Origin of the sequence: Spongiibacter tropicus DSM 19543, from assembly GCF_000420325.1 — a bacterium.
Lineage (GTDB): Bacteria > Pseudomonadota > Gammaproteobacteria > Pseudomonadales > Spongiibacteraceae > Spongiibacter > Spongiibacter tropicus.
Genome location: NZ_ATUS01000001.1, coordinates 2,194,130 through 2,218,638 on the forward strand (window position 1 = coordinate 2,194,130; position 24,509 = coordinate 2,218,638).

Annotated in this window: 22 protein-coding genes; 9 read left to right on the forward strand and 13 right to left on the reverse strand. The window is 59.4% G+C overall.

The features are described 5' to 3' along the window. Positions 1 to 275 precede the first annotated feature (275 nt). Entirely contained in the window at positions 276 to 3,323 is a 3,048-nt protein-coding gene (locus tag G411_RS22340) for a hypothetical protein (protein WP_022959116.1), read from the forward strand. Between the two features lie 140 nt (positions 3,324 to 3,463). Here G411_RS22340 and rdgB read toward each other — a convergent pair whose 3' ends face one another. The 8 genes from rdgB to G411_RS0110310 form a co-directional block, all read right to left on the reverse strand. Continuing rightward, a complete protein-coding gene (gene rdgB, locus G411_RS0110275) occupies positions 3,464 to 4,057 on the reverse strand; it encodes an RdgB/HAM1 family non-canonical purine NTP pyrophosphatase (protein ID WP_022959117.1) in 594 nt (197 codons plus the stop codon). A gap of 1 nt (position 4,058) precedes the next feature. Next, positions 4,059 to 4,532, reverse strand: a complete 474-nt coding sequence (locus G411_RS0110280) for a DUF4426 domain-containing protein (RefSeq protein ID WP_022959118.1) — start codon at positions 4,530 to 4,532, stop codon at positions 4,059 to 4,061. 26 nt (positions 4,533 to 4,558) lie between these two features. After that, positions 4,559 to 5,149 carry a methionine biosynthesis protein MetW gene (gene metW, locus G411_RS0110285; protein WP_022959119.1) on the reverse strand — a complete coding sequence of 197 codons (591 nt, stop codon included), beginning with the start codon at positions 5,147 to 5,149 and terminating at the stop codon, positions 4,559 to 4,561. Then, on the reverse strand, positions 5,149 to 6,303 hold the full coding sequence (metX, locus tag G411_RS0110290; RefSeq protein ID WP_022959120.1) for a homoserine O-succinyltransferase MetX: 1,155 nt from the start codon (positions 6,301 to 6,303) through the stop codon (positions 5,149 to 5,151). Before metX ends, metW begins: the two co-directional genes overlap by 1 nt. Before the next feature lie 9 nt (positions 6,304 to 6,312). Continuing rightward, positions 6,313 to 6,621, reverse strand: coding sequence for a DUF167 domain-containing protein (locus tag G411_RS0110295; protein WP_022959121.1), 309 nt, complete (start codon positions 6,619 to 6,621; stop codon positions 6,313 to 6,315). Positions 6,622 to 6,627: 6 nt separating this feature from the next. Beyond that, positions 6,628 to 7,215: a YggT family protein gene (locus tag G411_RS0110300; RefSeq protein ID WP_022959122.1), complete on the reverse strand. Its 588-nt coding sequence runs from the start codon at positions 7,213 to 7,215 to the stop codon at positions 6,628 to 6,630. Between the two features lie 7 nt (positions 7,216 to 7,222). Further along, positions 7,223 to 8,050 carry a pyrroline-5-carboxylate reductase gene (gene proC / locus G411_RS0110305; protein ID WP_022959123.1) on the reverse strand — a complete coding sequence of 276 codons (828 nt, stop codon included), beginning with the start codon at positions 8,048 to 8,050 and terminating at the stop codon, positions 7,223 to 7,225. A 112-nt stretch (positions 8,051 to 8,162) separates the two neighbouring features. Then, positions 8,163 to 8,873 (reverse strand): YggS family pyridoxal phosphate-dependent enzyme, encoded by a 711-nt coding sequence (locus G411_RS0110310; RefSeq protein ID WP_022959124.1) that lies wholly within the window; start codon positions 8,871 to 8,873, stop codon positions 8,163 to 8,165. A gap of 99 nt (positions 8,874 to 8,972) precedes the next feature. Here G411_RS0110310 and G411_RS0110315 point away from each other — a divergent pair, with 99 nt between their 5' ends. Together G411_RS0110315 and G411_RS20070 are read left to right on the forward strand one after the other, a co-directional pair. Then, positions 8,973 to 10,007, forward strand: a complete 1,035-nt coding sequence (locus G411_RS0110315; protein ID WP_022959125.1) for a type IV pilus twitching motility protein PilT — start codon at positions 8,973 to 8,975, stop codon at positions 10,005 to 10,007. A 26-nt stretch (positions 10,008 to 10,033) separates the two neighbouring features. After that, on the forward strand, positions 10,034 to 11,194 hold the full coding sequence (locus G411_RS20070; RefSeq protein ID WP_022959126.1) for a PilT/PilU family type 4a pilus ATPase: 1,161 nt from the start codon (positions 10,034 to 10,036) through the stop codon (positions 11,192 to 11,194). A gap of 2 nt (positions 11,195 to 11,196) precedes the next feature. Here the strand turns inward: G411_RS20070 and ruvX are convergent, their stop codons facing one another. The 4 genes from ruvX to gshB form a co-directional block, all read right to left on the reverse strand. Further along, a complete protein-coding gene (gene ruvX / locus G411_RS0110325) occupies positions 11,197 to 11,616 on the reverse strand; it encodes a Holliday junction resolvase RuvX (protein ID WP_022959127.1) in 420 nt (139 codons plus the stop codon). 49 nt (positions 11,617 to 11,665) lie between these two features. Next, positions 11,666 to 12,235, reverse strand: a complete 570-nt coding sequence (locus tag G411_RS0110330; protein ID WP_022959128.1) for a YqgE/AlgH family protein — start codon at positions 12,233 to 12,235, stop codon at positions 11,666 to 11,668. 81 nt (positions 12,236 to 12,316) lie between these two features. Further along, on the reverse strand, positions 12,317 to 13,198 hold the full coding sequence (locus tag G411_RS0110335) for an energy transducer TonB (protein ID WP_022959129.1): 882 nt from the start codon (positions 13,196 to 13,198) through the stop codon (positions 12,317 to 12,319). Continuing rightward, positions 13,195 to 14,160, reverse strand: a complete 966-nt coding sequence (gshB, locus tag G411_RS0110340) for a glutathione synthase (RefSeq protein WP_028968335.1) — start codon at positions 14,158 to 14,160, stop codon at positions 13,195 to 13,197. Before gshB ends, G411_RS0110335 begins: the two co-directional genes overlap by 4 nt. A 324-nt stretch (positions 14,161 to 14,484) precedes the next feature. On the opposite strand from gshB, the gene pilG reads away from it, so the two are divergent. The 6 genes from pilG to G411_RS21455 all read left to right on the forward strand — a co-directional run bounded on the left by pilG (position 14,485) and on the right by G411_RS21455 (position 23,775). Further along, positions 14,485 to 14,874 carry a twitching motility response regulator PilG gene (pilG, locus tag G411_RS0110345; protein WP_022959131.1) on the forward strand — a complete coding sequence of 130 codons (390 nt, stop codon included), beginning with the start codon at positions 14,485 to 14,487 and terminating at the stop codon, positions 14,872 to 14,874. Positions 14,875 to 14,962: 88 nt separating this feature from the next. Continuing rightward, positions 14,963 to 15,325 carry a twitching motility response regulator PilH gene (gene pilH / locus G411_RS0110350; RefSeq protein WP_022959132.1) on the forward strand — a complete coding sequence of 121 codons (363 nt, stop codon included), beginning with the start codon at positions 14,963 to 14,965 and terminating at the stop codon, positions 15,323 to 15,325. Positions 15,326 to 15,341: 16 nt separating this feature from the next. After that, complete coding sequence (locus G411_RS0110355; protein ID WP_022959133.1) at positions 15,342 to 15,881, forward strand: chemotaxis protein CheW; 540 nt, start codon at positions 15,342 to 15,344, stop codon at positions 15,879 to 15,881. A 50-nt stretch (positions 15,882 to 15,931) separates the two neighbouring features. Further along, positions 15,932 to 17,953 carry a methyl-accepting chemotaxis protein gene (locus G411_RS0110360; protein ID WP_022959134.1) on the forward strand — a complete coding sequence of 674 codons (2,022 nt, stop codon included), beginning with the start codon at positions 15,932 to 15,934 and terminating at the stop codon, positions 17,951 to 17,953. A 66-nt stretch (positions 17,954 to 18,019) separates the two neighbouring features. After that, on the forward strand, positions 18,020 to 23,287 hold the full coding sequence (locus tag G411_RS20075) for a hybrid sensor histidine kinase/response regulator (RefSeq protein ID WP_022959135.1): 5,268 nt from the start codon (positions 18,020 to 18,022) through the stop codon (positions 23,285 to 23,287). Beyond that, positions 23,284 to 23,775, forward strand: a complete 492-nt coding sequence (locus G411_RS21455) for a chemotaxis protein CheW (protein WP_022959136.1) — start codon at positions 23,284 to 23,286, stop codon at positions 23,773 to 23,775. Before G411_RS20075 ends, G411_RS21455 begins: the two co-directional genes overlap by 4 nt. Here the strand turns inward: G411_RS21455 and G411_RS0110375 are convergent. Continuing rightward, positions 23,772 to 24,500 (reverse strand): 16S rRNA (uracil(1498)-N(3))-methyltransferase, encoded by a 729-nt coding sequence (locus G411_RS0110375; RefSeq protein WP_022959137.1) that lies wholly within the window; start codon positions 24,498 to 24,500, stop codon positions 23,772 to 23,774. The two genes, G411_RS21455 and G411_RS0110375, sit on opposite strands and share 4 nt — an antisense overlap. Positions 24,501 to 24,509: the final 9 nt, after the last annotated feature.

Below are 24,509 nucleotides of genomic sequence, written 5' to 3' on the forward strand. Positions count from 1 at the left end.
ACCGGGAATTTACTCACTTTTCATTACTTGTCTTTGATGGGCGCGCTGCGCGCTGCGCGGTGGCTGGTTCTGGCTTGGGCGGTTCTGCATCCCGGATCACGTCCGGGATGCCGGTGATAGCGCTAGATGGCGTTCGGTTATCCCCGCGATTACCCCTGTACACGGGGTGGTGGGCAGCGCTGACTCCACGAATACTGTTGGCGGAATACTAAAGATGTTTCGCGCCGCCCGTATTGCAGCGACGGAATGCGATGATTGTTGAGTCGGAGAACACTATGCGATTTCTAGCTTGGAAGCACCTGCCCGTGCTGGCCTTAGCCGTCACGGTGGCAGCTTGTAACGATGACCATAAATACCCCCAAGGCGGCAAATCGGAGTCGGTAGCGGTATCACCGTCTCTCGGTTTGGTCTCCAGTGCCCTGGTGAATGTCTACGAAGCCGATGGCCTAACGCTGATCGGCACCGGAACGACGGCGGCTGACGGGAGTGTGGTCGTGGACTACGGTCGTTACCGTGGGCCGGTAGTCATCGAAGTAGTCGGTGGCAGTGATGCCAGCTATTACGACGAGTCTGCCAAGGCAACACTCGCCTTTCCGGCGGGGCAGAGTATGCGCGCGATGGCGATTGCACCCAATACCGCATTGGCGGTCACGCCGCTGACTCATCTGGCGTATGAGATTGCCTTGGCGCGCGGTATTTCCCCGCTGACCAGTGATGACGTGAACGCGATTAATGAAGAGGTCCGCGCCGCGATTGCGCCGGGCTTGACCAGTATTCTCAGCGTGCCGAGCCTGGTGTCCGGAGCGACGGCGGTCAACAGCCTGGAAGACACCGAAGCAGGGCGCTATGCCTTATTACTGGCGGCCCTTGCCGAGCTGTCATCCGGCGATGGCTTGCCTGCGGTGAACACCATGAATGCCTTGGTTGCCGACGGCAAAGACAGCGCACTGGACGGTATGGCTGATGGCAGCTCTGTGACCGTTCCCTATACCGACTTCGTGGCAGATTTGACGGCGGCGATCAGCGCTCAGGCGGCGCTGCTGGCAAACTCGGCCTTGCAGGCAAACACTGCGGCGCTCACCCCGGATTCCAGCACGATTGGTGAGGAAGAGACTGGCGGTGAGACGGGTGGAGAAACTGGTGGCGAAACCGGCGGCGAGACGGGCGGAGAAACCGGTGGTGAAACTGGCGGCGAGACCGGTGGTGAGACCGGTGGAGAAACCGGTGGTGAGACTGGCGGCGAGACCGGTGGTGAGACTGGCGGAGAAACCGGTGGGGAGACGGGCGGAGAAACCGGTGGCGAGACTGGCGGCGAAACCGGTGGTGAGACTGGCGGCGAGACCGGTGGTGAGACTGGCGGAGAAACCGGTGGCCAAACCGATCCGGAAGTCGATAATCAAGGCAAAGGCCGCTTCACTGGCGATGGTTTCACTGGCGATATCGACGGTGTGACTTATACCTTCACCGATGTTGTCGACATCCTAACCAGCAACAACGGCAATGGGCTGGTTTATCTCGAGGGGCTGGATAGTGAGCGGCGCGAGAAGTGGCGAGTGCACGTGCCGGCAACAATAGGCACCTATTCCTGCGACGATAACGGCCACGACACGGTACTGCAGTACATCAATGCTGACGATTTCGATCAGGCAGGGCTGGCTTCAGGCAACGGCGACTGCGTGATTAAAGTGGTGCAGGCCGGTCCGGTCTACGAGGGTTACTTCTCCGGGAATTTCTCGGGCGAGGAGCCTCGCCGGGTAGTGAGCAATGGCTACTTCAAGGCGACGCTCGAAAATACCGGCGGCGGTGAAACCGGGGGCGAGACCGGCGGCGGTGGTGTCGCTGGCGATCTCGATAACCCGGTTTACGATCCCCTGAATGGCAAGAATGGCGCCTATTTGAAGTTTGCAGACAGCGATTACCGCTATCTGCTGGACTTTGGCAGTGTGTACACCACACTGAATGGAATCCGACAGCTTCAGTTTAAAGTGGATACCCGCAAAGAGGTGGATACCACTGCCTATGACGGACTGTTGCCTGCCTTTATGCTGTTCTATATCCCCCATGTGCTTGGTGAGCAGGTGTGCAACGACGAGCTGCAAATCGTGCTGTCGATGAACGCTACGTCGGGGGCGCCGGATAACCGAGGCGAATACAGTGCAAGCAGCTGTACGGTACGTGTGGATTATGTCAGCGAACTGGGGGGCATGCAGGGCGTTATCCTGTCGGCCAGCCTGGAGAAAGGCGACTACGAAATCCAGCTCGAAAATGTGCCATTTAAGGTTTATGACCATGTTGGTACGGCCGGGGCACTGGAGGGCGAGTTGCCGCTGGAATACTTCGGCAGTATCGAATTGGCCGACAACCCCAGTTTCGAACTCGGCTCAGATCAGCACTTCCTGTTGGATAACCCTGTTGGTCTCGGCGGTACCAGCCCTGATGACGGCACGCCGCCGTTTACCGGCAATGCCTCCGATATCATCAGCCTGCATGCAGGCACCCAGCCCAATGGCGGCTTTGCCGGAGACACCACCTACAACTGCGGCACCGAATACCGGAGTCGCTCCGGGGCTATGCAGATGTGGGTGAAAGTGGGTACTTACCTGCTTGAGCAGCGTTACAGCTCTGATGACAGCGGTGGCGAGTGTGAAATCGTTACCGTGTCGCGCGGTGGCAAGTTCTACGACGCCAGCTATACCGCGACCTTGTTTGCTCAGGAAAACTTGCTGGAAGGCGACGACCGCCGTTTGGAAATCAGCGGAAAATTCCGTAACTATGCTGTCGTGCTGACGCGTCCCGATGATGACAGCGGTGACGAAGGCGAACTGGCGCCCAACGAAGTCGGCATGACCCTGCGCGTTGAAGACGGTAGTGGCCACTGGCAGACGGGCGACCGCTTCAAGTTCCTCTACGACGCCTTCGATCAGCTGTATGGCTATGAGACCGCTTACAACCAGTACGGTCATCGCACTCTGGATCGCCGCAAAGAGCTCAAGTTGGACGTGATCAATATGCCGCGTGAAGTGGGTGTGTACAACTGCGCTGATGTGAACAGTGCCGACAATCGCGCGGTGCAGGTAAATCTGCAAGCGATTGGCGCGCTGTATCAGACTACGCAGTACGACCGCGACGCCAAGGCTGAGCTCACGCTGGATGGCGCTGCCTGTCAGGTAGAAATTCTCAGCGATGACAATGGCTATGTGACTGGCACCTACACGGCCACAGCACTGATTATCGACGGTGAGCAAATCATGCCCGGCGGTGACAATGTGGTGCGTATCTCAGGCAGCTTCCGTCGCAAAATGGAGCCTCAGCCCGAATCGTAAAGCCGCTTAGGGACAGAGCCCGATGGAACGTCGTTCCATCGGGCTCTTTTTGTTTCTGATGCTTTGTGTTTGCTTGTAGCAGAACGGTGTCGTGGTTAGCGGTGATGGCAATGTGTGGAGAGAGAGGCTGGGGAAGCTGTCTATCGCATTTCTTCTTTAAACCGCTCAACAAATGCGGCGACGGCCTGGCCGCGATGGCTGAGTCGGTTCTTTTCTTCCGGAGGGAGTTCCGCTGCGGTTTTATCCAGCGCCGCGACGTAAAAGTGAGGATCGTAGCCGAAGCCGTTGCCGCCTCTGGCGGTATCGATAATTTCGCCGGGCCAGCGGCCTTCACAGATGAGGGGGGCGGGGTCGGTGGCGTGGCGCACAAACACCAGTGCGCAGTGAAAATGGGCGCGGCGGTTGTTCTCGCCTGCCAGTTTCTCAACGAGTTTGGCGTTGTTGTCGGTGTCGCTGGCGCCATCGCCTGCGTAGCGGGCGGAGTAGATGCCGGGGGCGCCATTGAGCGCGTTCACGCAGAGGCCGGAGTCGTCCGCCAGCGCGGGAAGGCCGGTCTGGGCGGCGGCATTGCGGGCTTTGAGCAGCGCATTTTCAACAAAGCTCAGGCCGGTCTCCTCGGCTTCGTCTACCTTCAGGTCTTTCTGGCTGAGTAGCTCGAAGCGCTCGCCCAGCAATTGGCTGAATTCGGCGAGCTTGCCCCGATTGCCGGTGGCCACCACAATTTTGCTGCTCACATCAGTCTCCGTCGCGGTAAAGCTGTTTGTTGAACTGGATGTCGTAGGGCTGTGGGCGCTCGTCCGTTTTTACGCTCAAGCGAAAGTCCCTGCGTTCGCGCTTACTGTCGATTTCCAACTCGGCGATGTAGTAAATCGCGTCCTGTTCAATCACTTCGCGAAATTCCAGCGGGGTGCGGTGAATCAGGTCGGAGCTGCTGCCGCTGACCTCGGCGCGCAAGGCGCGACTGCGCTGCTCCTCCTGTTTGCTGACGGCAACATTCATTAAAAACTTGTTGTCGCCGCGCACGATCCCGTAACTGCGAGCCACCTGTGGGCTGAGAAAGCTGGTGTTCAGCACAGTAAAGTGCACAGTGACATCGCCAAACTGTTTGCTGGTCGGCGCGGCCTCGGGGGGCGTGTCTTCTTGCGCGATCGCGGGCAGCGCCGCGATCAGGCTGATCAACAGAATGTTAAGCCGCTTAAAAACGCGCATGCTTGTCTCCTCGCCTGACAGGGTATTTATTTGCTGATGTGGTAAACGGCGGTGACACCCAGCAGATTCGGGAAGCGCTGAGCCAGCGCGCCCTGGGTATTGTCGCCGCTGACGACGCTGCTGTTGAGTATACGGATATGGCGCTCGGCGCAGAGCACCTCAAAATCCCTGACTGTGCAGAAGTGGATGTTGGGAGTGTCGTACCAGGCGTATGGCAGAAACTTGCTGACCGGCATACGACCGCGTCCGCTCAGGTGCCAGCGGCTGCGCCAGTGCCCGAAGTTGGGGAAGGTGACGATGCATTCGCGGCCCACCCGAAGCATCTCATCGATCACCAGATGCGGATAGCGCAGGGTTTGCAGGGCCAGGGTCATGACCACCACATCGAAGCTGTCGTCGCGGAAATTGCCCAGACCGGTGTTGAGGTCGTGTTCAATCACGTTCACGCCTTTGTTCAGCGCCTCGGTGATGTTATCGGGGTCGATTTCCAAGCCCAGACCGGACACTTGTTTTTCATCGCCGAGGGTTTTCAGCAGCGTCCCGTCGCCACAGCCGAGGTCGAGAACGCGGGCGCCGGGTTTAATCCAGGGTTGGATCAGGGTCAGGTCAAAACGCATCACAGGCCCTCCGCCACACGCTTCATATACGCGTTGAATACCGATACGTAGCGCGGAATAGGAATAAGGAAGGCATCGTGGCCGTGGTTCGCCTCGATCTCCGCGTAGCTCACCGATTTGCCGGCCGCGACCAGCGCGTCGACAATTTCCCGCGACCGGCTGGGAGCAAAGCGCCAGTCCGAGGTGAACGACACCACCATAAATGCGCACTTGGCGTGACTGAAGGCGGCGACCGGGTCGTCGTCGTACTCGCGCGCCAGATCGTAGTAATCCAGCGCTTTGGTCATCAGCAGATAGGTATTGGCGTCAAAGGTTTCGGCAAATCGCGAGCCCTGATGGCGCAAATAGCTTTCCACCTGAAACTCCACCGGCCCTTCGGCGCCGACACGGAGATCGCCGGCTTTCAGATCGCGGCCGAATTTCTCTTTCATGCCATCGTCCGACAGATAGGTCACGTGGCCGATCATGCGCGCCAGCGACAGCCCCTGTCGCGGCAGGGTGTTGTGCTCCAGATAGCGGCCGCCGTGAAACTCGGGGTCTGACATGATCGCGTTGCGCGCGATCTCATTAAAGGCAATGTTCTGCGCGGACAGCTTCATGGCCGAGGCAATCACGACGCAATGGCGCGTGGCGTCCGGGTATTCCAATGCCCAGCGCATGGCCTGCATGCCACCCAGACTGCCGCCGATAATGGCGGCCCATTGTTCGATGCCGAAGTGCTGCATCATCAAACGCTGGCTTTCTACCCAATCGCGACAACGCAGATAGGGGAAGTCTGGTCCCCAAGGCTTACCGGTTTCGGGGTTGATGCTGACGGGGCCGGTGGAGCCGTGGCAGCCGCCAATATTGTTGATGCTGAGCACGAAAAACACATTGGTGTCGATGGGTTTGCCGGGGCCGATGCAGGAATCCCACCAGCCGGGTTTGCGCTCGTCCTCGCTGTGATAGCCCGCCGCATGATGGTGGCCGCTCAGTGCGTGGCAGATCAGAATGGCATTGCTGCGCGCGGCGTTCAGTTCACCGTAGGTCTCGTAAACCACATCGTGTTCCGGCAGGCTGCGGCCGCAGGACAGTACCAGCGGCTGATCGAAATGCAGCGTTTGCGGCTGGACAATGCCTACGCTGTCTGGCTCCTGAGATGGGTGCTGTGTCACCTGATCGCCTTATCCCTTGTCGCTGTGTGCAGCAGAAATGGAAAGTTCTGCCGGTAGTATTCCGGGTGTTTGAATTCTAAGGGTTTTTTGCCGACTTTGCGCCCCCGAACTGAGTTCGATATCGGCTTTCTTTACCTTGAAGCGCTTGGCGAGAAAGGTGCAGAGTGCGGCGTTGGCCTTGCCGTCAACGGCGGCGGCGCGCAGCCGGATTTTCAGTCGCTCGCCGTGCAGGCCGGCAAACTCATCCCGGCTGGCGCCGGGTTGAATATGGCAGAACAACAGCAGCGTATTGTCCTGCCAGCGGTAAAACGCCGTCATGGCAATTTACAGACCGATCACCAGTGCGGGGTGCAGGCCTACGGATGCGCCCATATGCCGCAACAGGACTTCGATCACGTTAATCAGCAAGAAGACAAAAATCGGGGAGAGGTCCAGACCTCCCAGCGGAGGGACCAGCTTGCGAAAGGGCGCCATGACGGGTTCGGTAACTTGATACAGGAGCTGCGCGCCGGGGTTGTAGCTGCCCTGTGCGACCCAGCTCAAAATGATGCTGCCGATGATGGCAAAGAAGTAAAAGTTGACCACCGCTCCCACAAGGCCGATGGCTGACCACAGCAGAATCTGCGCCGGATTGGGAATCGCCCCGAACAGCAGTCGACACAGCACGACAATGCCCAGTGCCTGAATGGCGAAGGCGATCAGCAGTGAGGCGCTGTCGATACGGCCCAGTGGTGGCAGTACCCGGCGCAGTGGCAAGACCAGCGGGTTGCTGATTTTAACAATGGTCTGGCAGATGGGATTGTAAAAATCAGCGCGCACCAGTTGCAGTATCAGGCGCAGCAGAAACACGATCAGGGCAAGCCCGACAGCGGTATTGACCAGCAGATAGGAGATATCGTTTGCGGCAGACATCGGTGTTTTATTCCCCTTCGAGTTCGCGGCCCAGTTCGTCGGCGCGGTCCGCGGCACCCTGCAGTGCCTGTTGCACCAGCGCGCGGAAACCGCCGTCTTCAAAAATAGTAATGGCGCGCTCCGTGGTGCCTTTCGGCGAGGTCACCCGGCGGCGCAGTTCGGCCACGTCCACGTCGCTTTCCAGTGCCATTCTGGCTGCGCCCAGCGCGGTTTGCTGGCTGAGCTGCTTGGCAACGTCGGGGCTGAGCCCCAGTGCTTCACCGCTTGCCTGCATGGCTTCCATCATCAAAAAGAAATAGGCCGGACCGCTGCCAGAGACCGCGGTGACGGCGTCCAGTTCACTTTCTTGTTCCACCCACAGCGCCAGGCCCACGGCGTCGAGAATCTGCTGTGCCTGTTGGCGCTGGATCTCGCTGACCGCGGTGTTCGCGAACAGGCCGGTAGCGCCACAGCGCAACAGCGCAGGGGTGTTGGGCATACAGCGCACAATGGCAAGATTGCCGCCCAACCACTGGTTAAGGCTGTCGCTGGTCACACCCGCCGCAATACTGATAATCAGCGGCTTGCTGGCCTGCACAGTATCGGCAATACCCGCGCAGACGACTTTCATCAATTGGGGTTTGACCGCCATGACGAGCACATCGCAGCCCGGAATAATGTCGAGGTTATCCTGGCTGGTGGTAATCGGGCCGAGCGAAGCCAGGCGGTCGAGGCTCTCCTGGCTCGGGTCGCCGGCGCGCAGTTGCCGGGCATCGACGCCGCTGGTCAACAGGCCGCCGATAATGCTGGCCGCCATGTTACCGCCGCCGATAAATCCAATGGTTGCTGTGCTCACCGAAATCCTCCGGGTGATGGCTATACTGCCGTGAATACAGATGGGGCGGCAGCGTGGTTGGCGAGTATATCAGGCCGGGAAAGGCCGCCGAAAGTCGCGCCCAAATGCGTGTTTACTCCGCTTTGGCCGGACGCGGCCCAAATAGCGCGGTACCGATGCGGATCAAGGTGCTGCCTTCGGCAATGGCGGCATCCATATCGCCTGACATGCCCATCGACAGGGTGTCGAGTGTTTGATCGGGCAATGCCTGTTGCAGTGTATCGCGCAGAGCACGCAGCGCGGCAAAGGCGGCTCGCTGCTCGGCAGGGTCATCGCTGACGGCGGGAATGGCCATCAGTCCGCGCAGTTGTAGCGCGGGCAAGGCGGTAATCTGTTTGGCCAGTGTCAGGGCGTCCTCGGGAAGCACGCCGGACTTGCTGTCCTCGCGACTGATATTCACCTGCAGGCAGATTTTCAGTGGCGGCTTTCCCTCGGGGCGCTGCTCGCTGAGGCGCCGGGCGATTTTTTCGCGATCGATACTGTGTACCCAGTCGAAGTGACTGGCAATTTCGCGGGTCTTGTTGGATTGAATCGGACCGATAAAGTGCCAGCAGGCGTTTCGGCCTTGCAGGGCGGCCTGTTTGTCGACGGCTTCCTGCAGGTAGTTTTCGCCGATTTGCGTCAGTCCGGCATCCAGCGCCACCGCGACTTCCTCGGCACTTCGGGTTTTGCTTACCGCCAGCAGGGTAATTTCCGCTGGATCGCGCCCCGCGTCACTGGCAGATTGGACGATGCGTTGGCGAAGGGCTGCTATATTGGCGGTAATGGTCTGCGGCGAGCTCATGGCCGATTTATGCTCCAGATCGCTTTGCTTGTGGTACGTAACTGCGATAATGCCGGTGTCTGTTCCGGCCCTGCACTGTGCTGTGTTGTAAGGAGAACCATGGATATTACCGAATTGCTGGCCTTCAGTGCCAAGCAAAACGCCTCTGACCTGCATTTGTCTGCCGGCCTGCCGCCGATGATCTGGGTCGATGGTGATGTGCGCCGAATCAATGTTCCCGCCATGGACCACCGGGAAGTTCATCGCTTGATATACGAGATCATGAACGACCGTCAGCGCCGGGATTACGAGGAGTTTCTGGAAACGGATTTCTCCTTCGAGGTGCCGGGCGTGGCCCGCTTCCGGGTCAATGCCTTTAACCAGAACCGCGGCGCCGGTGCGGTGTTCCGGACCATTCCCTCGCGCGTGCTGACCCTCGAAGACCTGGGCATGGGCAAGGTGTTTACCGATGTCTCCATGCTGCCCAGAGGTCTGGTGCTGGTCACCGGTCCGACGGGGTCCGGTAAGTCCACCACGCTGGCGGCGATGATCGACTACATCAACGACAATAAATTCGACCATATCCTCACGATCGAAGATCCCATCGAATTTGTGCACGAATCCAAAAAATGTCTCGTAAACCAGCGCGAAGTGCACCGCGATACCCACGGCTTTAATGAAGCGCTGCGCTCGGCGCTGCGGGAAGACCCCGATATTATTCTGGTGGGCGAGCTGCGGGATTTGGAAACCATCCGTCTGGCATTAACCGCCGCGGAAACCGGGCATCTGGTGTTTGGTACCTTGCACACCACCTCGGCCGCCAAGACCATCGACCGGGTGGTGGACGTGTTCCCCGGTGAGGAAAAATCCATGGTGCGCTCCATGTTGTCGGAGTCGCTGCAGGCGGTCATTTCCCAGACCCTGTTGAAAAAGCCCGAAGGCGGCCGGGTGGCTGCCCACGAAATTATGATTGGCACCCCGGCGATCCGAAACCTGATTCGCGAAGACAAAGTCGCACAGATGTATTCGGCGATTCAGTCGGGCGCCAATGTCGGCATGCAGACCATGGATCAGTGTCTGAAAGACCTGCTGGCCAAGCGCCAGATTACCCGCGATGCCGCCCGCCTGAAGGCGCGGTTCCCGGAGAACTTTTAACGGCCTGAACGCCGGGGAGATCGTTTTTGGAAATTGAAAAACTGCTGCGTCTGATGCAGGAAAAAGGCGCGTCGGATCTGTTTATTTCGGCGGGGGTCCCGCCGTCAGTGAAGTTGAACGGCCAGTTGATTCCGGTGAGCAGTAATGCGCTGAGCCCCGAACAGGCGCGGGAAACTGTGATGGGCGTGATGAACGAGCAGCAGCGCCGCGAGTTTGTGCGCGATCACGAGTGCAACTTCGCGATCAGCGCAAGAGGGGTCGGTCGCTTCCGGGTCAGCGCTTTTTATCAGCGCAATCTGGTCGGCATGGTGCTGCGCCGTATCGAAACGCAGATTCCCACTACGGATGACCTCGGTCTGCCGGATATCATCAAAGATCTGTCGATGACCAAGCGCGGGCTGATTATTTTTGTCGGGGCGACGGGAACGGGTAAGTCAACCTCGCTGGCGTCGATGATCGGGCACCGCAACGAGAACAGTCGCGGCCACATTATCACCGTGGAAGATCCCATCGAATTTGTGCACCAGCACAAAGGGTGCATCATTACTCAGCGGGAAGTGGGCATTGATACCGAGTCTTTCGAAGTGGCGTTGAAGAACATGCTGCGGCAGGCGCCGGATGTGATCATGATCGGCGAGGTGCGTACCCGCGAAACCATGGAACATGCCATTACCTTCGCTGAAACGGGGCACCTCTGTCTGTGTACGCTTCACGCCAACAATGCCAACCAGGCGCTGGATCGCATTCTGCACTTCTTCCCGCCGGAGCGGCATACTCAATTGTGGATGGATCTGTCGCTCAACCTCAAAGCCATGGTGGCGCAGCAGTTGATTCCGACCCGCGACGGGCAGGGGCGTCGCGCCTGTGTGGAAATTCTGCTGAATACGCCGCTGGCGGCTGATCTGATTCGCAAAGGTGACGTGGCGGCGCTGAAAGACTTGATGCGTCAGTCCAACGAGCAGGGAATGCAGACCTTCGATCAGGCGCTCTACGAACTCTACAGTACCGGCGAGATTACCTATCAGGACGCCATTGCCCACGCCGACTCGGCCAACGATTTGCGCCTGCTGATCAAGCTGGGTGCCGACAACAATGTGGGGCAGATGAAAGAGGCCGCAGGGCGACTGAGCATGGAAGACATCGATCAGAAACCGCGCGGTGGCGGTGGTGGCACGCGAGGGCGCTGAACTCAGCCGTTTTCTCGCAGCCAGCTCTCGAGGATCAGGACGGCACTGAGGCTGTCGACGCCGCGCTCTTTGAAGTCGCCGCCGCCCTGTTCCAGCAGTTCGCCTTTGGCTTCAAAGCTGGACAGGCGCTCGTCGGCAAAGCTGACGGCCACACCGAAGCGACCGTGAATGCGGTTGCCGAATTTGCGGGCACGGGCACACATTTCTGACTCACTGCCGTCCATATTCAATGGCAGGCCGATCAGCACCTGCTGCGGCTGCCATTCGTTCAGCAGCGCTTCTATTTCTTCCCAGCGGGGCGTGCCGTCTTTGGCGCGCAGTGCAGACAGGGGGCTGGCGCTACCCGTCAGGCTCTGCCCCACCGCGCAGCCTATCCATTTCAGGCCGTAGTCAAAGGCGAGCAAGTAATGAGCGGCGGGCATGGCAGTGAATCTCGTGGTTTGGGCGTGCGCAGTGTAGCAGAGCGGCGACTCAGGCGTGTCCGCTGTCTGAGCCAAGCTGGGCGAAGTTGATACCCAGTATTGCCAGGGCGGCGTCGATCCGCTCTTCGGCGGGAATCTCAAACAGAATTTTGGGGTCGGCGGGCAGGCTCAGCCAGGCGTTGTCGGCGAGCTCTTCCTCCAGTTGCCCCGGCCCCCATCCCGCATACCCGAGAGCGATCAAGTGTTCTTTGGGGCCGCGTTGTTCGGCGATGGCTTCGAGAATATCCAGGGAGGTCGTCACCGCCATATCGTTGTTGACCAGCAGGCTCGCTTCCCAGCTTTGTGTATCTCGGCGATGCAGTACAAAGCCGCGGTCGGTGTGAACCGGCCCGCCCGCATAAATGGCTTCTTCGGGAATGGCTGCCCGATTGTCGAGTTCCAGCTGCTCAAGTATCTCGCTAACGTCCATGTCCAGCGGATGGTTGACGATCAGTCCCATCGCGCCTTGTTCATCGTGCTCACACAGATAGCAGAGGCTGTGCGCAAAAATTCCTTCACTGAGACTGGGCAGGGAGACCAGGAAGTGGTGTTTCAGTGAGGGAAATGCGCGTTCTGGCATGGGCAGACGAGTCCAAAAAGTGAAGTGGTCTTGAATCAGTATGGGGGAGTTGGCGCCAAACTCAAGGGGCGGCGGCCCGAACTAGCGGCCACTGGCGCGCAGGGCATCGCGCTCAAAGCGCCAGGTGCGCACGATGCCAAGGCGATTCTTGCCATCCAGCACGTCGTCTGGAATCGCCTCGTAGGGTGCAGCAAGGCGCACAATACGATTGGCGGCCCGGTCCAGTTCCGGGTGGCCGGAGCTGCGCATAATGCGCACTTCGTCGATGCGGCCATCGGGATGAAGCATCAGTAGCAGACGCAACTCGCCCACCAGACCAAGCCGCCGCGCTTCGGCGGGATAGTGGAGGTTGCCGACCTGCTCTACGTGGGCTTCCCAGCGGTCGAGATAAAGTGCATCCGGCGAGCCGCGGGTGGCCACCGAGGTGATGAATTTGGGGCGAGGCATACTGGCATAAGCCTGATTGAGCGTATCGAGCTGGGCTTCCAGTGCCGCGATGTTGTTACTCAGGGCATCCACGTCGTCGCTGCCGTTGAGGCGCTGTTCGGGGCGGGATTCTGCGCTGTTATTGAACGCAAGCTGCTGGCTGCTGTCGCTCTGGGTGCTCAGTACGGGACGTGCATTGCTGGCCTGGCTGGCTCGAGCCTGTTTGAGGACCTGCTCAGTGGGCGCCGTATTGTCATGAAAAGCGCTTTCTACCCGGCTGCTCAGCTCCGCTTTCTCCTCCAGCGTGCCGCTGCCCTGTTGGTCGTACTGCGCAATGTAATCGGCGTTATCCGGCGCATTTTTGCTCTGGTATTGCGCGAGGGTCACTTCAAGGCTGGGCAGTTTAACGTCGATGTCGCCCACGCTGAAGGTGATGCCGAGGATCACCGCCGCATGCAATGCCGCCGCAAAGCAGATGATGAAACCGAAGCGCTCAGGGTTGGGTGCATCGGCGTTGGGCGGCAATACAGCACTCATTGGCGGTAGGGCATCTCGGGTAACTTGCGGGCGATGGCATCCATCAGCGAGCCGGCAATATCGGTGCCAAACTGGGTGTCGATTTCACGGATGCAAGTCGGACTGGTGACGTTGATTTCCGTCAGCGAGTCCCCGATGACATCCAGGCCGACAAACATCAGGCCCTTTTCCCTGGCGACCGGACCGACCTGCTCGGCAATCCAGCGGTCCCGGTCGGTGAGTGGCTGCGCGCGCCCCGTCCCTCCGGCGGCCAGGTTGCCCCGGCTTTCGCCCACGGCAGGTACCCGTGCCAGACAGTAATCTACCGGTTCACCATCGATCAGCAGAATGCGTTTGTCGCCATCGACAATTTCCGGCAGGTATTTCTGCGCCATGATCGTGGTCTGGCCGTGGTTGGTCAGGGTTTCGATAATTACCGAGACATTGGCGTCGTCGGGGCGAAGTCGGAAAATGGAGCTGCCGCCCATGCCGTCCAGCGGTTTCATCACGACGTCTTGATGTTCGCGGTGGAAGGCGCGCAGGCGCACCGGGTCCCGGCTGACAATCAGCGTAGGAATGCACTGGGGAAACTGCAGTGCAAACAGCTTTTCGTTGCAGTCGCGCAGGGACTGTGGCCGGTTGACCACCCAGGCGCCCTGACGCTGTGCCTGATCGAGAATATGGGTGGCGTAGAGAAACTCATTGTCGAACGGCGGGTCTTTGCGCATCAGCACGACATCGAGCTCCCCCATGTCGATATCGCGCTCTTCGCCCAGTTCGTAGAAGTTTTCCGGGTCGCGGAAGGCGGTCACCTGACGAACGCGAGCGCGGGCTTTACCGGCATCCAGATAAAGGTCGGGCAGGGTCATATAATCGATATGCCAGCCCCGGTCTCCGGCCGCCCACAGCATGGCGAGGGTGGAGTCCTTTTTGTAGTTGATCTGCTCGATGGGGTCCATGACCACGCCTAGCCGAATTGTCATTGCATCACCTGTGACAAATTTGTGAGACAGCTCCCAAACCCCCTACGAAGCGCAGGACGACCTACAGTCGCCTTGCGATGATAGCGCGGTTCCGGAGTCGGGCGGTGGCGACACCACTGCGCCGCTAAAATACCGTATTCTCAATGTCGCGGGCAATTTTCCGCGAGTGGGGGTACAGTGACTCACTGGCAGCTGCCTTGATAAACGTCTACACCCTAAGGGCGTGGCGGCCGCTGCCTTTACGTGGTACAAAAAATGCCCCCGAGGGAATCGGCGCCAGATCGATTCCGCCGGGAATCCCGTCAGCATAGGGTTAGAGAGTGTATGGACGTCAATTTTTCAGACCTAAAGGTCATGATCATCGATGACAGTAAGACGATTCGGCGCACAACAGAAACGCTGTTGGCCAAAGCCGGGTGCACGGTAGTCACCGCCATCGATGGTTTCGATGCCCTGGCCAAGATCGCCGACAGTAAGCCGGACATCATTTTTGTCGATATTATGATGCCGCGTCTGGACGGTTATCAGACCTGTGCACTGATCAAAAACAACAGTGAATTCAAAGACACACCGGTGATCATGCTGTCCAGTAAGGACGGCTTGTTCGATAAAGCGAAAGGCCGTATCGTTGGCTCCGACCAGTATCTGACCAAGCCCTTCAGCAAGAACGAACTGCTGGAAGCGATTCAGACACACGTCGCGGTAGAAGAATAACGATAACGCCAAAGGGAAGGCTGGAAAGCCAGAGATAATCCCGGCGCGCGCAAGTGCATAACTGGGAGTGCAACGCGAGAGGGACGCAATGCCACGAGTACTGATCGTCGATGATTCACCCACGGAGATCGTTAAACTCCGTCAGATCTTAAGCAAGCACGGCTACGATGTGCTGACCGCCGACAGTGGCGAGCAGGGCATGGAAATGGTGCGTGCCGAGCACCCGGATGTGGTGTTGATGGATATTGTGATGCCGGGCCTGAACGGTTTTCAGGCGACCCGCCAACTCAGTCGCGATCCCGCCACCAGCGCGGTGCCGGTCATTATCGTGACTACCAAGGATCAGGAAACGGACCGCCTGTGGGGACAACGTCAAGGCGCCAAGGGTTACCTGACCAAGCCGGTAGACGGTAAGCTGCTGATCAAAACCATCGAATCTGTTCTTAACTGAGGCGGCAAGCGCATTCATGTCGGCAGCCGATCCCGCATTTCAGTATCTGGTTGATCTCGCCAGACGCAGCCGCCGCGATGCCGGTGAGCTGTCCGTGTCAAAAGAAAGCAGCGAATCCCTGTGGAGCGGTATAGGTTTTGCTGTAGGAAATCAGTACTGCGTTGTGCCGATGGGTGAAATCGCGGAAGTGATGAGCGAGCCGCCCACCACGCGCTTGCCGGGCGTAAAAAGCTGGATCAAGGGCGTCGCTAACGTGCGGGGTCGCTTACTGCCGTTGATGGACCTGTCGGCCTTTCTCGACAACAGTGTTACCGGTGCCCGTCATCAGCGACGGGTGATGGTGTTAGAGCGCGGCGATATCTACATTGGTCTGGTGGTGGATGACGTTTTCGGTATGCAGCATTTTCAAACGGATGCCTATTCTGAAACCGCCGACGTGCCGGACGCCTTGCAGCGTTTTGTCGGCGGCAGCTATCGGCAGGGCAGCCGACAGTGGGCACTGTTTCGTCCACATAAACTGATGGAAGTCAGAGATTTTTACGATGTCGCGATATAACGCGGCACAGAACTACTACAACAAACGGGTCTTACCTGGAGTCGGGGCAAATGAAAGCAAAACCGGGAGATGGAGCAACGCTCAATACCGGACGCAGAGTCAGTGTGCTGGTACTGCTGATGCTGGTGGGGTTTATCGGGGCGGGCTTTAACACCTACGTTATTCTTCGCGATGCCAACTACGATCAGCGCTATCTGGAGCTGACCGGTGAAATGCGTCTGTATGCGCAGCAGCTGGCCAACTCTGCCCGTGAGGCGGCGCTGGGGGATGCGGCGTCTTTCGACACGCTGGCGCGTGCTCAGCGTAATTTTTCGGCGGTTCGCAGTGAGCTGGCGGAAGGCAGCAAAGATCTGCCGTCGCCTGCGGCCATGCTGGGCAATGATGTCGCGGAGCTGAATCGCCTGTGGGCGCAGGTCGACAGCGCGGCGGAAACCATTGTGGGTAACCGCGAGCGGATTTTGTTTCTCTACGATGTTGCCGCCAATCTCAACCAGTTGATTCCCCAATTACAGGAAGCCTACGAGCGTGTCGTGGGCATCATGCTTAAAGGCGGTGCTGCGGCGAATCAGGTAGCGATTGCCCAGCGCCAGTCACTGTTGCTGGAGCGTATCGCCCGCAACGTGGATCGCATGCTCGAAGGGACTGAAGCGGCGACTGCCGCGGCGGAGCAGTTTACGGTGGATGCCAATGAGTTTGGCACTGTGCTGCGCGCCATGCTGGCGGGCAACCGCGCTATCGGTGTGGATGCGGTGAAGGAATCCAGCGCTCGGGAGTTATTGCAGCGTATTGGTCAGGACTTTCAGATGATCAGCGGCTCGGTGGATGAGATTTTCCAGGTGTCCCCGGAATTGCTGAAATCCGCGGGTTCGGCGACAACCATCGCCGTCAATGTGCCGGAAATCATGCAGGTGACCAGTAACCTCTCCAGCCGTATCGGTCGCCTCGACGAAGAACGCCCGTTGTCGGTGGTGTCGGCAATTGGCTTTGTGGGTCTGGTAGTGATTGCACTGGGTCTGTTGGGCATGAGTTCGATTCGCAGCACTCAGCGGCGCTTGAGCGCGACTGCGGAGACGAACGAGCGCAACCAGACGGCCATTCTGCGATTGCTCGATGAACTGGCCGACCTCGCTGACGGTGATCTCACCACCTCGGCAACCGTTACCGAAGATTTTACTGGCGCCATTGCGGACTCGATCAACTACACCATCGACCAGTTGCGCGTGCTTGTTTCGCAGATCAATGAAACCGCTCAGGACGTTTCCTTGGCAGCGCAGAGCTCTCAGGCCACCGCCCTGAATCTGGCGGAAGCCTCCGAAAGTCAGGCGCGCGAAATTGCCGGTGCGTCGGCGGCGATTACCGATATGGCGGCCAGTATCGATGAAGTATCCAGCAACGCCCGCGAGTCAGCGGCCGTAGCGCAGCGCTCGGTAGCGATCGCGAACACCGGCGCCGAGGTGGTACAGAACACCATCAAGGGTATGGATAATATCCGCGAGCAGATTCAGGAAACGTCCAAACGTATCAAGCGGCTGGGTGAATCGACGCAGGAAATCGGCGATATCGTGTCGCTCATCAACGACATTGCCGACCAGACAAATATTCTGGCGTTGAACGCGGCGATTCAGGCGTCGATGGCCGGTGATGCCGGTCGCGGCTTTGCGGTGGTGGCGGACGAGGTACAGCGTCTTGCGGAACGCTCATCGGGCGCCACCAAGCAGATTGAAGCGCTGGTAAAAACCATCCAATCCGACACCAATGAAGCGGTTATTTCGATGGAGCAGACGACCTCCGAGGTAGTGCGCGGTGCGCGTCTGGCTCAGGATGCAGGGGCGGCGCTGACCGAGATCGAAACCGTATCGCAGGAGCTGGCGGAGTTGATCGAGACGATCTCCAACGCGGCGGCCCACCAGTCGCGTTCGGCCGGTCAGATTTCCGCAACGATGAAAATTATTCAGGAAATCACTTCGCAGACCTCTGCGGGCAGTACCGAAACGGCGAAGTCCATCGGTGACCTGGCCAATATGACTGATGACCTGCGCAGCTCGGTAGCGGGCTTCACGTTACCCAATTAATTCGCCTGCGGGCGAGCCGGGCCAGACCGGAATTCTGGCCCGCCTATAGAATCCGGGTTCATGGCTATGAGCGATCGCCGAGATTACATCGCACTGGAATGGTTGAGCGACGAGGTCGTGGCGACTGTTCTCAACTGTGCAAGCACTATTCAATCGCGCCCGGATGCCGGGACCGATCCCGAAACGCTTGAGGTGCTGGCAGGACAGCTGCACCAGGCTCGGGGCAGTCTGCAGATGATCGAGTTCAGCGGTGCTGCCATGCTGCTGGAGGAGATGGAAAATACGGTTCGCCGAGCCGCCGATCGCAGTTTATTGGAGCCCGAGAAGCAGGCTCTCACGCAGGCGGTCCAGCAGGCGGCGGAAGCCTTGCCGGGTTACTTTGCCGCGCTGCGTCGCGCCCGCCATGAACTCCCTGTACCGCTGATTTTGATTCTCAACGGCTTGCGCGCCGCGCAAGGTGACACACTGCTGTCCTCCGGATTGCTGTTTACAGCACGCCTGCCCTCGTCCGCAGTCGACGCCTCGGTATCCCGCGGTGACGCACAAGAACTGCTGACCAAGCTGCGGCAGATGTACCAGATCGCCTACAAGGCCTATGCGCGCGGCGAGTCTCCGGAAAAAAATCTCGGTTATCTGCAAAAGGTTTGCAGCCGCGCCGCGCGTCTGATTGCCGATCCCGCAGAACAATTGCTGTGGCAGGCCGCGGCGGCGGTATTAGAGGCTCATCTAGAGCAACAATTGCCGCTGTCGGAGCTGCTGTTGCGACAGTTCCTCAAGGGCTTGGAGCGCGATATCACGCTGCTTTGTGGTGACGGGCAGGTACCGCGAAGCCGTCTTCTCGACGACATGGTGTTCTATGCGGCGTGCAGCGATAAATCCCCCGCGCTCTGGCAGCAACAGGGTTATGACGCGGCACTCCGCGATGTGATGTCGCAGAAGCTGTTCAGTCAGGGCGTGCGTGAACGACTGATTATGGCGCTGCGCGACTTGTCTGCCGAGTTGGATGGCGAGCAGCGCATTCCCGGGCAGGGAGAGCGGCTGGCGGAGCTCGGTGACTGCATGGCCATTCTCGGCCTGACGCCCCACCTCTACACCCTGCGTGCAGCGAGCGTTGCTGCTGAACAGCACAGTGCCAGTCAGCGCCTCGGACTGAGCAGAACGCTGGCTCGCATCGCCGATCAGTTGTCGGGTGAGGATGCTCAGCCGACGCTGCAGCTGCCGCTCAGCGACGAGCGACGCTCGGTGATTACCGAGGTGCGTGAGGTACTCGCCGAGGTGCAGGAAGCGTTGATGAGCTATGTGGCTGAGCAGTGGCGAACCGACCACCTCCAGCCACTGCCTGACAAACTCGCGGCAACCGTCGAGACGCTGCGCAGCGCCGGTCTGGATGAGCCCGCCGCGCTGCTGGTGCAGGCGACAAGCTATATTTCCGAACGTCTGCTGACCGGCGAAGTGACGCCCGACTGGGCGCAACTGGATGCCCTCGCCGATGCGGTGACTTCGGTGGATTATTACCTGGAGCGAAGTGCTGAAGGGGGCCGCAGTGAGGACCTCAGCCTGCTGCAGGTCGCCGCCGACTGTGTTGCTCGGCTCGGCTACCCATTACAAGGTGCCTCGGCCGAGAACATTGTTCAGTTGCCGTCCCGCGATACGGCGGAGCCGCCTGTAGACAGTGCGCCCGTTGATGATATTCCGTTTGCGCCGACACCGGCTATCGACAGCCCGGTTATCGACAGCCTGGACCCAGACGTACTGGATATCTTCCTGGAAGAGGCCAGGGAAGTGCAGCAGCACCTGGATGAGGTCCTGCCGCGCCTGGCCGATGAACTGCACGCCGATGCCTTGCTGGCGGAGGTGCGCCGGGCTTATCACACCCTTAAAGGCAGCGGGCGTATGGCGGGGGCCGTGCAGTTCGGTGAGTTCGCCTGGGCCATCGAGAACATGCTCAATAAAGTGGTGGAAGGGCACTTCACCATGGATGCTGCGCGGCTGGCGGTGGTAGAAGCGGCGAATGCCGAATTACCGGCATTGATCGACGCGCTGTCTCAATCCCAGCCTGTCGCGGATGATGCCTTGCTCGGTATCGTTGCGCAGGCCGAGGCACTCAGCCGTGAGCAGACGCCAACTACCGCGCCACTGGTCTCTCCGGAACAGAACGAGCTGACAGCGGTATTTATTGGTGAGGCAGAGGTACACCTCAAACAGGTCGAGCAGTTCCTTGACGGCGTGTACAGCTATCCCGTTGCCCTGAGTGACGAGCTGCAGCGGGCGCTGCATACGCTCAAGGGCTCATCGAAAATGGCAGAGGTGTGGCCGGTTGCCAAGCTGATCACGCCGCTCGAGGGCTTGGTTAAAGAAGCGCGGTCGATGCGGGTGCTGGCGGATGAGTCGCTGGTAACGCTGATCCGTGATGTGCTCGCGGCGACGCGAAAAATGGTACTGCGGCTGCGCCATCAGTCGCCCTCGTCGCTGGATGTGCCAGAAGAGCTTCAGTCACGGGTTGAGCAGGCCATGAACGACATGCTCGCTCGCGCGGAAAGCAGCAATACTGTTCAGCCGGGGGAGTTGGCGCCAGGGGTTCTGACGCAGTTCCTGATGACCTATGGCGATCACCTGCAACATCTCGCGGATCGCTTGCATGATAGCGGCGGCGTGAATGCGGCGCTGTTTGCCGATTTTGCCCCGACAATGGGGCAATTTGCCCAGCGCGCGGAAGACATTGGCAGTGAGAGTACTGCTGAAATGGCGCAGGCGCTGCAGGTCCTGTTCAGCCACGTCAGCGATCCTGTCAGCCCTGACTACCTTGCGCTGGTCGAGCGGGCTACCGATCAGTTGATGGAGGATCTCAACCAGATCGCCGCTGAACAAAGTGCTGGAGAAAACACCGACTTACTTGAGGCCTTGCGCGACTTTGAAAGCAGCTTGCGCAGTGACAACAGTGATCCAGCGCCCATAGCGGAAGAGCCGGTAGAAGGCGAGTTGCAACTATCCGAGCCCGCAGCCGCAGAGCCTGAGCCGGTGATGGATGTCGAGGTGCCGGACGCGCTTCCGCAGCTTGAGGAAGATGACGTTGATCCGGAGATTTTGGCGATCTTTCTCGAAGAGGCGAGAGACCTGTTGGATGGTCTCGACACCGCCTTGCAGAACTGGAACGAGGATGTTGGTAATACCGTTTACCTCGACGATATTCTGCGCTTCCTCCACACCTTCAAGGGTGGTGCGCGACTGACAGGGCTGAGCCAGCTTGGTGACCTCAGTCACGAGATGGAGACTGACATTTCCGAGGCGCTGGCCGCACGTGAGCCGGATTTACCGGCTTTGTTGAAGCGCGTGCAGCGGGCGCAGGACACACTCGTGTCGACAATGGATGCCCTGGGTGGCGACGAGCTGCCCATGGAGACTGCCGCAGATACCGACACCCTGCCGGCGCCGTTTGCCGATTACAGCCAGCCCGCAGCAACGCAACAGGACGTGGCACGCCCGCTGGGGCCGCGTGCGCCGCAGGAAATGATCAAGGTCCCCTCCGAACTGTTGGAGCGCTTGATCAACCTCGCCGGGGAAACCTCGATCGCCCGCGGTCGCCTGGGTGAACAGGTCAACGATGTTCACTTCTCGCTGGATGAGATGGAAATGACTGTCGAGCGCCTGCAGGAGCAGGTGCGGCGGCTGGATATGGAAACGGAAGCACAAATCATCCACCGTCAGGAGCAGATGGAAAGCGAGGGTGCCGAAGGCTTTGATCCGCTGGAGTTCGACCGCTACTCGCAGCTTCAGCAACTGTCGCGGGCACTGCTGGAATCGGCGTCTGATCTGGTCGATCTGCGCAACACCGTACTGGATAAAAGCCGCGACATGGAAACCCTGCTGATTCAGCAGTCGCGGGTCAACACTGAGCTTCAGGAAGGCCTGATGCGCTCGCAGATGGTGCACTTTGCGCGGATGGTGCCGCGCCTGCGTCGCGGTGTTCGCCAGCTCTGTGGTGAGCTGGGCAAGGATGTGGACTTCAAGGTCTACAACGCCGAAGGCGAGATGGACCGCCGGGTGCTGGAGCGCATTATTCCGGCACTGGAACACATGCTCCGCAACGCGATTGACCACGGTATCGAGGCCGGTGATCAGCGTTTGGCGGCGGGCAAAACGGCCCAAGGCGAAGTGAGTATGCGCTTCAGCCGCCAAGGCGGGGATGTCGTCATTACCATTAGCGATGATGGTGCCGGTATTGATTTGGAGGCGGTGCGGAACAAGGCTGAACGCCTGGGTCTGGTCGACGCCGATACCTCGCTCAGTGAGCGCCAACTGCTCGATTTCATCTTCCATGCCGGTTTCAGTACCGCCGACAACATTACGCAAATTTCGGGTCGCGGCGTGGGCATGGATGTGGTCCACAGCGAAATCAAACAGCTCGGTGGCTCGATTGAAGTCAGCACCGAGCGCGGTGTTGGCAGCCGCTTCGAAATTCGTCTGCCGTTTACCGTATCCGTTAACCGCGCGCTGATGGTCAGCGTGGGCGGCGAAGTCTACGCCGTGCCACTGAACAATATCGAAGGGATTGTGCGGGTCAGTCCCTATGAACTCGAGGTGTACTACGAGGATGGCGGCCCGGACTTCGAATACGCCGGTCGCCAGTACAATCTGCGTTATATGGGGCAGTTGCTGGGAGTGCAATCGCCGCATCTCGACGGCCAGCTTGAGCCGCGTCCGGTACTGCTGATCCGCAACGCCGAGCCGCCGACGGCGGTTCAAGTCGACTCGTTGATGGGCTCGCAGGAAGTGGTGGTGAAAACCCTGGGACCCCAGTTTGCAGCGGTGCCGGGCTTGTCGGGGGCGACGGTGCTGGGCGATGGCAGCGTGGTGGTGATTCTCGACATGCTGGCCAGCATCCGCGCTGAGGCTGCGCGGCGAATGCTGAATATCGCCGATCCGATGGCGCTGGCGCCCGCCGATCATCTCGTCAAGCATGTGATGGTGGTCGATGATTCGGTAACCGTTCGCAAGGTGACGTCGCGTCTGCTGGAGCGGCAGCAAATGAAAGTGACCCTGGCGAGGGACGGCATGGAGGCGTTGAGTCAGTTACAGGAAATGGAACCTCTGCCTGACGTGATGCTGCTGGATATCGAAATGCCGAGGATGGATGGCTTTGAGGTGGCTGGACATATGCAGAGCAATCCACGCCTGCAGAATATCCCCATTATCATGATCAGCTCGCGGACCGGGCAGAAGCACCGGCAGCGCGCGGCGGGTCTGGGGGTAGATTGTTTCCTCGGCAAGCCCTACCAGGAAATACAACTGCTGAAAGCCATTGACGATGTGCTTTCCAAGGTGGAAATAGAATGACCCAGGCTCTGCCCGATACCTCGCTGGCCAATCTGATTATGCCGATCAGCGGCGGAGCGCTGCTGTTGCCCAACAGTTGCGTGGCCGAGGTGGCCAGTGCGCGTCAGCTCAGTTCTGCGATGGCCTCTGATTGCCTGTTGGGGATGTTGCGCTGGCGGCAGCAGGAAATTCCTCTGCTGTGTTTTGAAGGGCTGCGCGATGGCGAGATGCCTGCGGCTCCCCCGCTCCGCCACGTGGCCGTTATGACGGGCTTAAGGAATCCGGAGCGCCTGCCGCACTATGCGATTCTGCTGGCGTCGGTGCCGCACTTACTCAGCTTGAATACACAGGACGTGCATACTGTGGATCGCCACGAGGCGCTGGAAGCGGTCTATGCCGAAGTAGAGGTTCATGGGCAGCGTCTGCTGATTCCCGATGTGGATGTGGTAGAACAGCGTATTCTCAACGAGCTGTGGCCGCCGGAACGCGAAACCGAGTCGCAGGACTAGCTCATATCGCCCCAGCGCGACTGCAAAATACTGATGGCTGCTAACGGTGCGGTTTCGGTGCGCAGAATCCTCGGCCCCAGTCTCAGTGGGGCAAAACCCTTGTCCAGGCTCGCCGTCACTTCCTGTTCACTGAGGCCGCCTTCGGGGCCCACCAGCAGCGCGATGCTGCCCGGAGCAGAGCTATTGTGGGCGTCGGCATGATGGGGGCTTAACACCAGTTTGCAGTCGGCCTTGCAGTCGCTAAGCCACTGGTCGAGGGGCTGTGGTGCGAGGAGATCGACAAGCTGGCTGCGCCCCGACTGTTCGCAGGCACTGATCATCACCTGCTGCCAGTGCTGCCATTTCTTGTCTTCACGCTGCGCATCCAGCTTTACATCCACCCGCTCGCTATACAGGGGGACGATGCGCGCCACTCCCAGTTCCGTCGCCTTCTGAACGACCCAATCGAAGCGATCGCCCTTGGAGAGTCCGACCCCAAGTTCGATGCGCAGTGGTGACTCCCGGTCCAGCGTGGGCTCAGCCTCGAGAATTTCGCAGCGCAGCTCCCGGCGTCCGGCCGCGGTTACGGTCGCACGATAGTCGCAGCCATCGCCGTTAAACAGGCGCAGCTCGCGGCCCACCTTCATCCGCAGTACCTGACCGAGGTAGTGGGCCGCACGTTCTTCCAGTTGCAGTTCGTTGCCGCTACTCAAGGCTTGGCTGGTATAAATGCGGGGGATACGCATACGGATTCC

Bases quoted from the DNA above. Each gene is read 5' to 3' on its own strand.
- G411_RS22340 (WP_022959116.1), top strand. From the start codon at position 276: ATGCGATTTCTAGCTTGGAAGCACCTGCCCGTGCTGGCCTTAGCCGTC.
- G411_RS0110280 (WP_022959118.1), bottom strand. From the start codon at position 4,532: ATGCGCGTTTTTAAGCGGCTTAACATTCTGTTGATCAGCCTGATCGCG.
- metW (WP_022959119.1), bottom strand. From the start codon at position 5,149: ATGCGTTTTGACCTGACCCTGATCCAACCCTGGATTAAACCCGGCGCC.
- G411_RS0110295 (WP_022959121.1), bottom strand. From the start codon at position 6,621: ATGACGGCGTTTTACCGCTGGCAGGACAATACGCTGCTGTTGTTCTGC.
- G411_RS0110300 (WP_022959122.1), bottom strand. From the start codon at position 7,215: ATGTCTGCCGCAAACGATATCTCCTATCTGCTGGTCAATACCGCTGTC.
- G411_RS0110310 (WP_022959124.1), bottom strand. From the start codon at position 8,873: ATGAGCTCGCCGCAGACCATTACCGCCAATATAGCAGCCCTTCGCCAA.
- G411_RS0110315 (WP_022959125.1), top strand. From the start codon at position 8,973: ATGGATATTACCGAATTGCTGGCCTTCAGTGCCAAGCAAAACGCCTCT.
- ruvX (WP_022959127.1), bottom strand. From the start codon at position 11,616: ATGCCCGCCGCTCATTACTTGCTCGCCTTTGACTACGGCCTGAAATGG.
- G411_RS0110330 (WP_022959128.1), bottom strand. From the start codon at position 12,235: ATGCCAGAACGCGCATTTCCCTCACTGAAACACCACTTCCTGGTCTCC.
- G411_RS0110335 (WP_022959129.1), bottom strand. From the start codon at position 13,198: ATGAGTGCTGTATTGCCGCCCAACGCCGATGCACCCAACCCTGAGCGC.
- gshB (WP_028968335.1), bottom strand. From the start codon at position 14,160: ATGACAATTCGGCTAGGCGTGGTCATGGACCCCATCGAGCAGATCAAC.
- pilG (WP_022959131.1), top strand. From the start codon at position 14,485: ATGGACGTCAATTTTTCAGACCTAAAGGTCATGATCATCGATGACAGT.
- pilH (WP_022959132.1), top strand. From the start codon at position 14,963: ATGCCACGAGTACTGATCGTCGATGATTCACCCACGGAGATCGTTAAA.
- G411_RS0110355 (WP_022959133.1), top strand. From the start codon at position 15,342: ATGTCGGCAGCCGATCCCGCATTTCAGTATCTGGTTGATCTCGCCAGA.
- G411_RS0110360 (WP_022959134.1), top strand. From the start codon at position 15,932: ATGAAAGCAAAACCGGGAGATGGAGCAACGCTCAATACCGGACGCAGA.
- G411_RS20075 (WP_022959135.1), top strand. From the start codon at position 18,020: ATGAGCGATCGCCGAGATTACATCGCACTGGAATGGTTGAGCGACGAG.
- G411_RS21455 (WP_022959136.1), top strand. From the start codon at position 23,284: ATGACCCAGGCTCTGCCCGATACCTCGCTGGCCAATCTGATTATGCCG.
- G411_RS0110375 (WP_022959137.1), bottom strand. From the start codon at position 24,500: ATGCGTATCCCCCGCATTTATACCAGCCAAGCCTTGAGTAGCGGCAAC.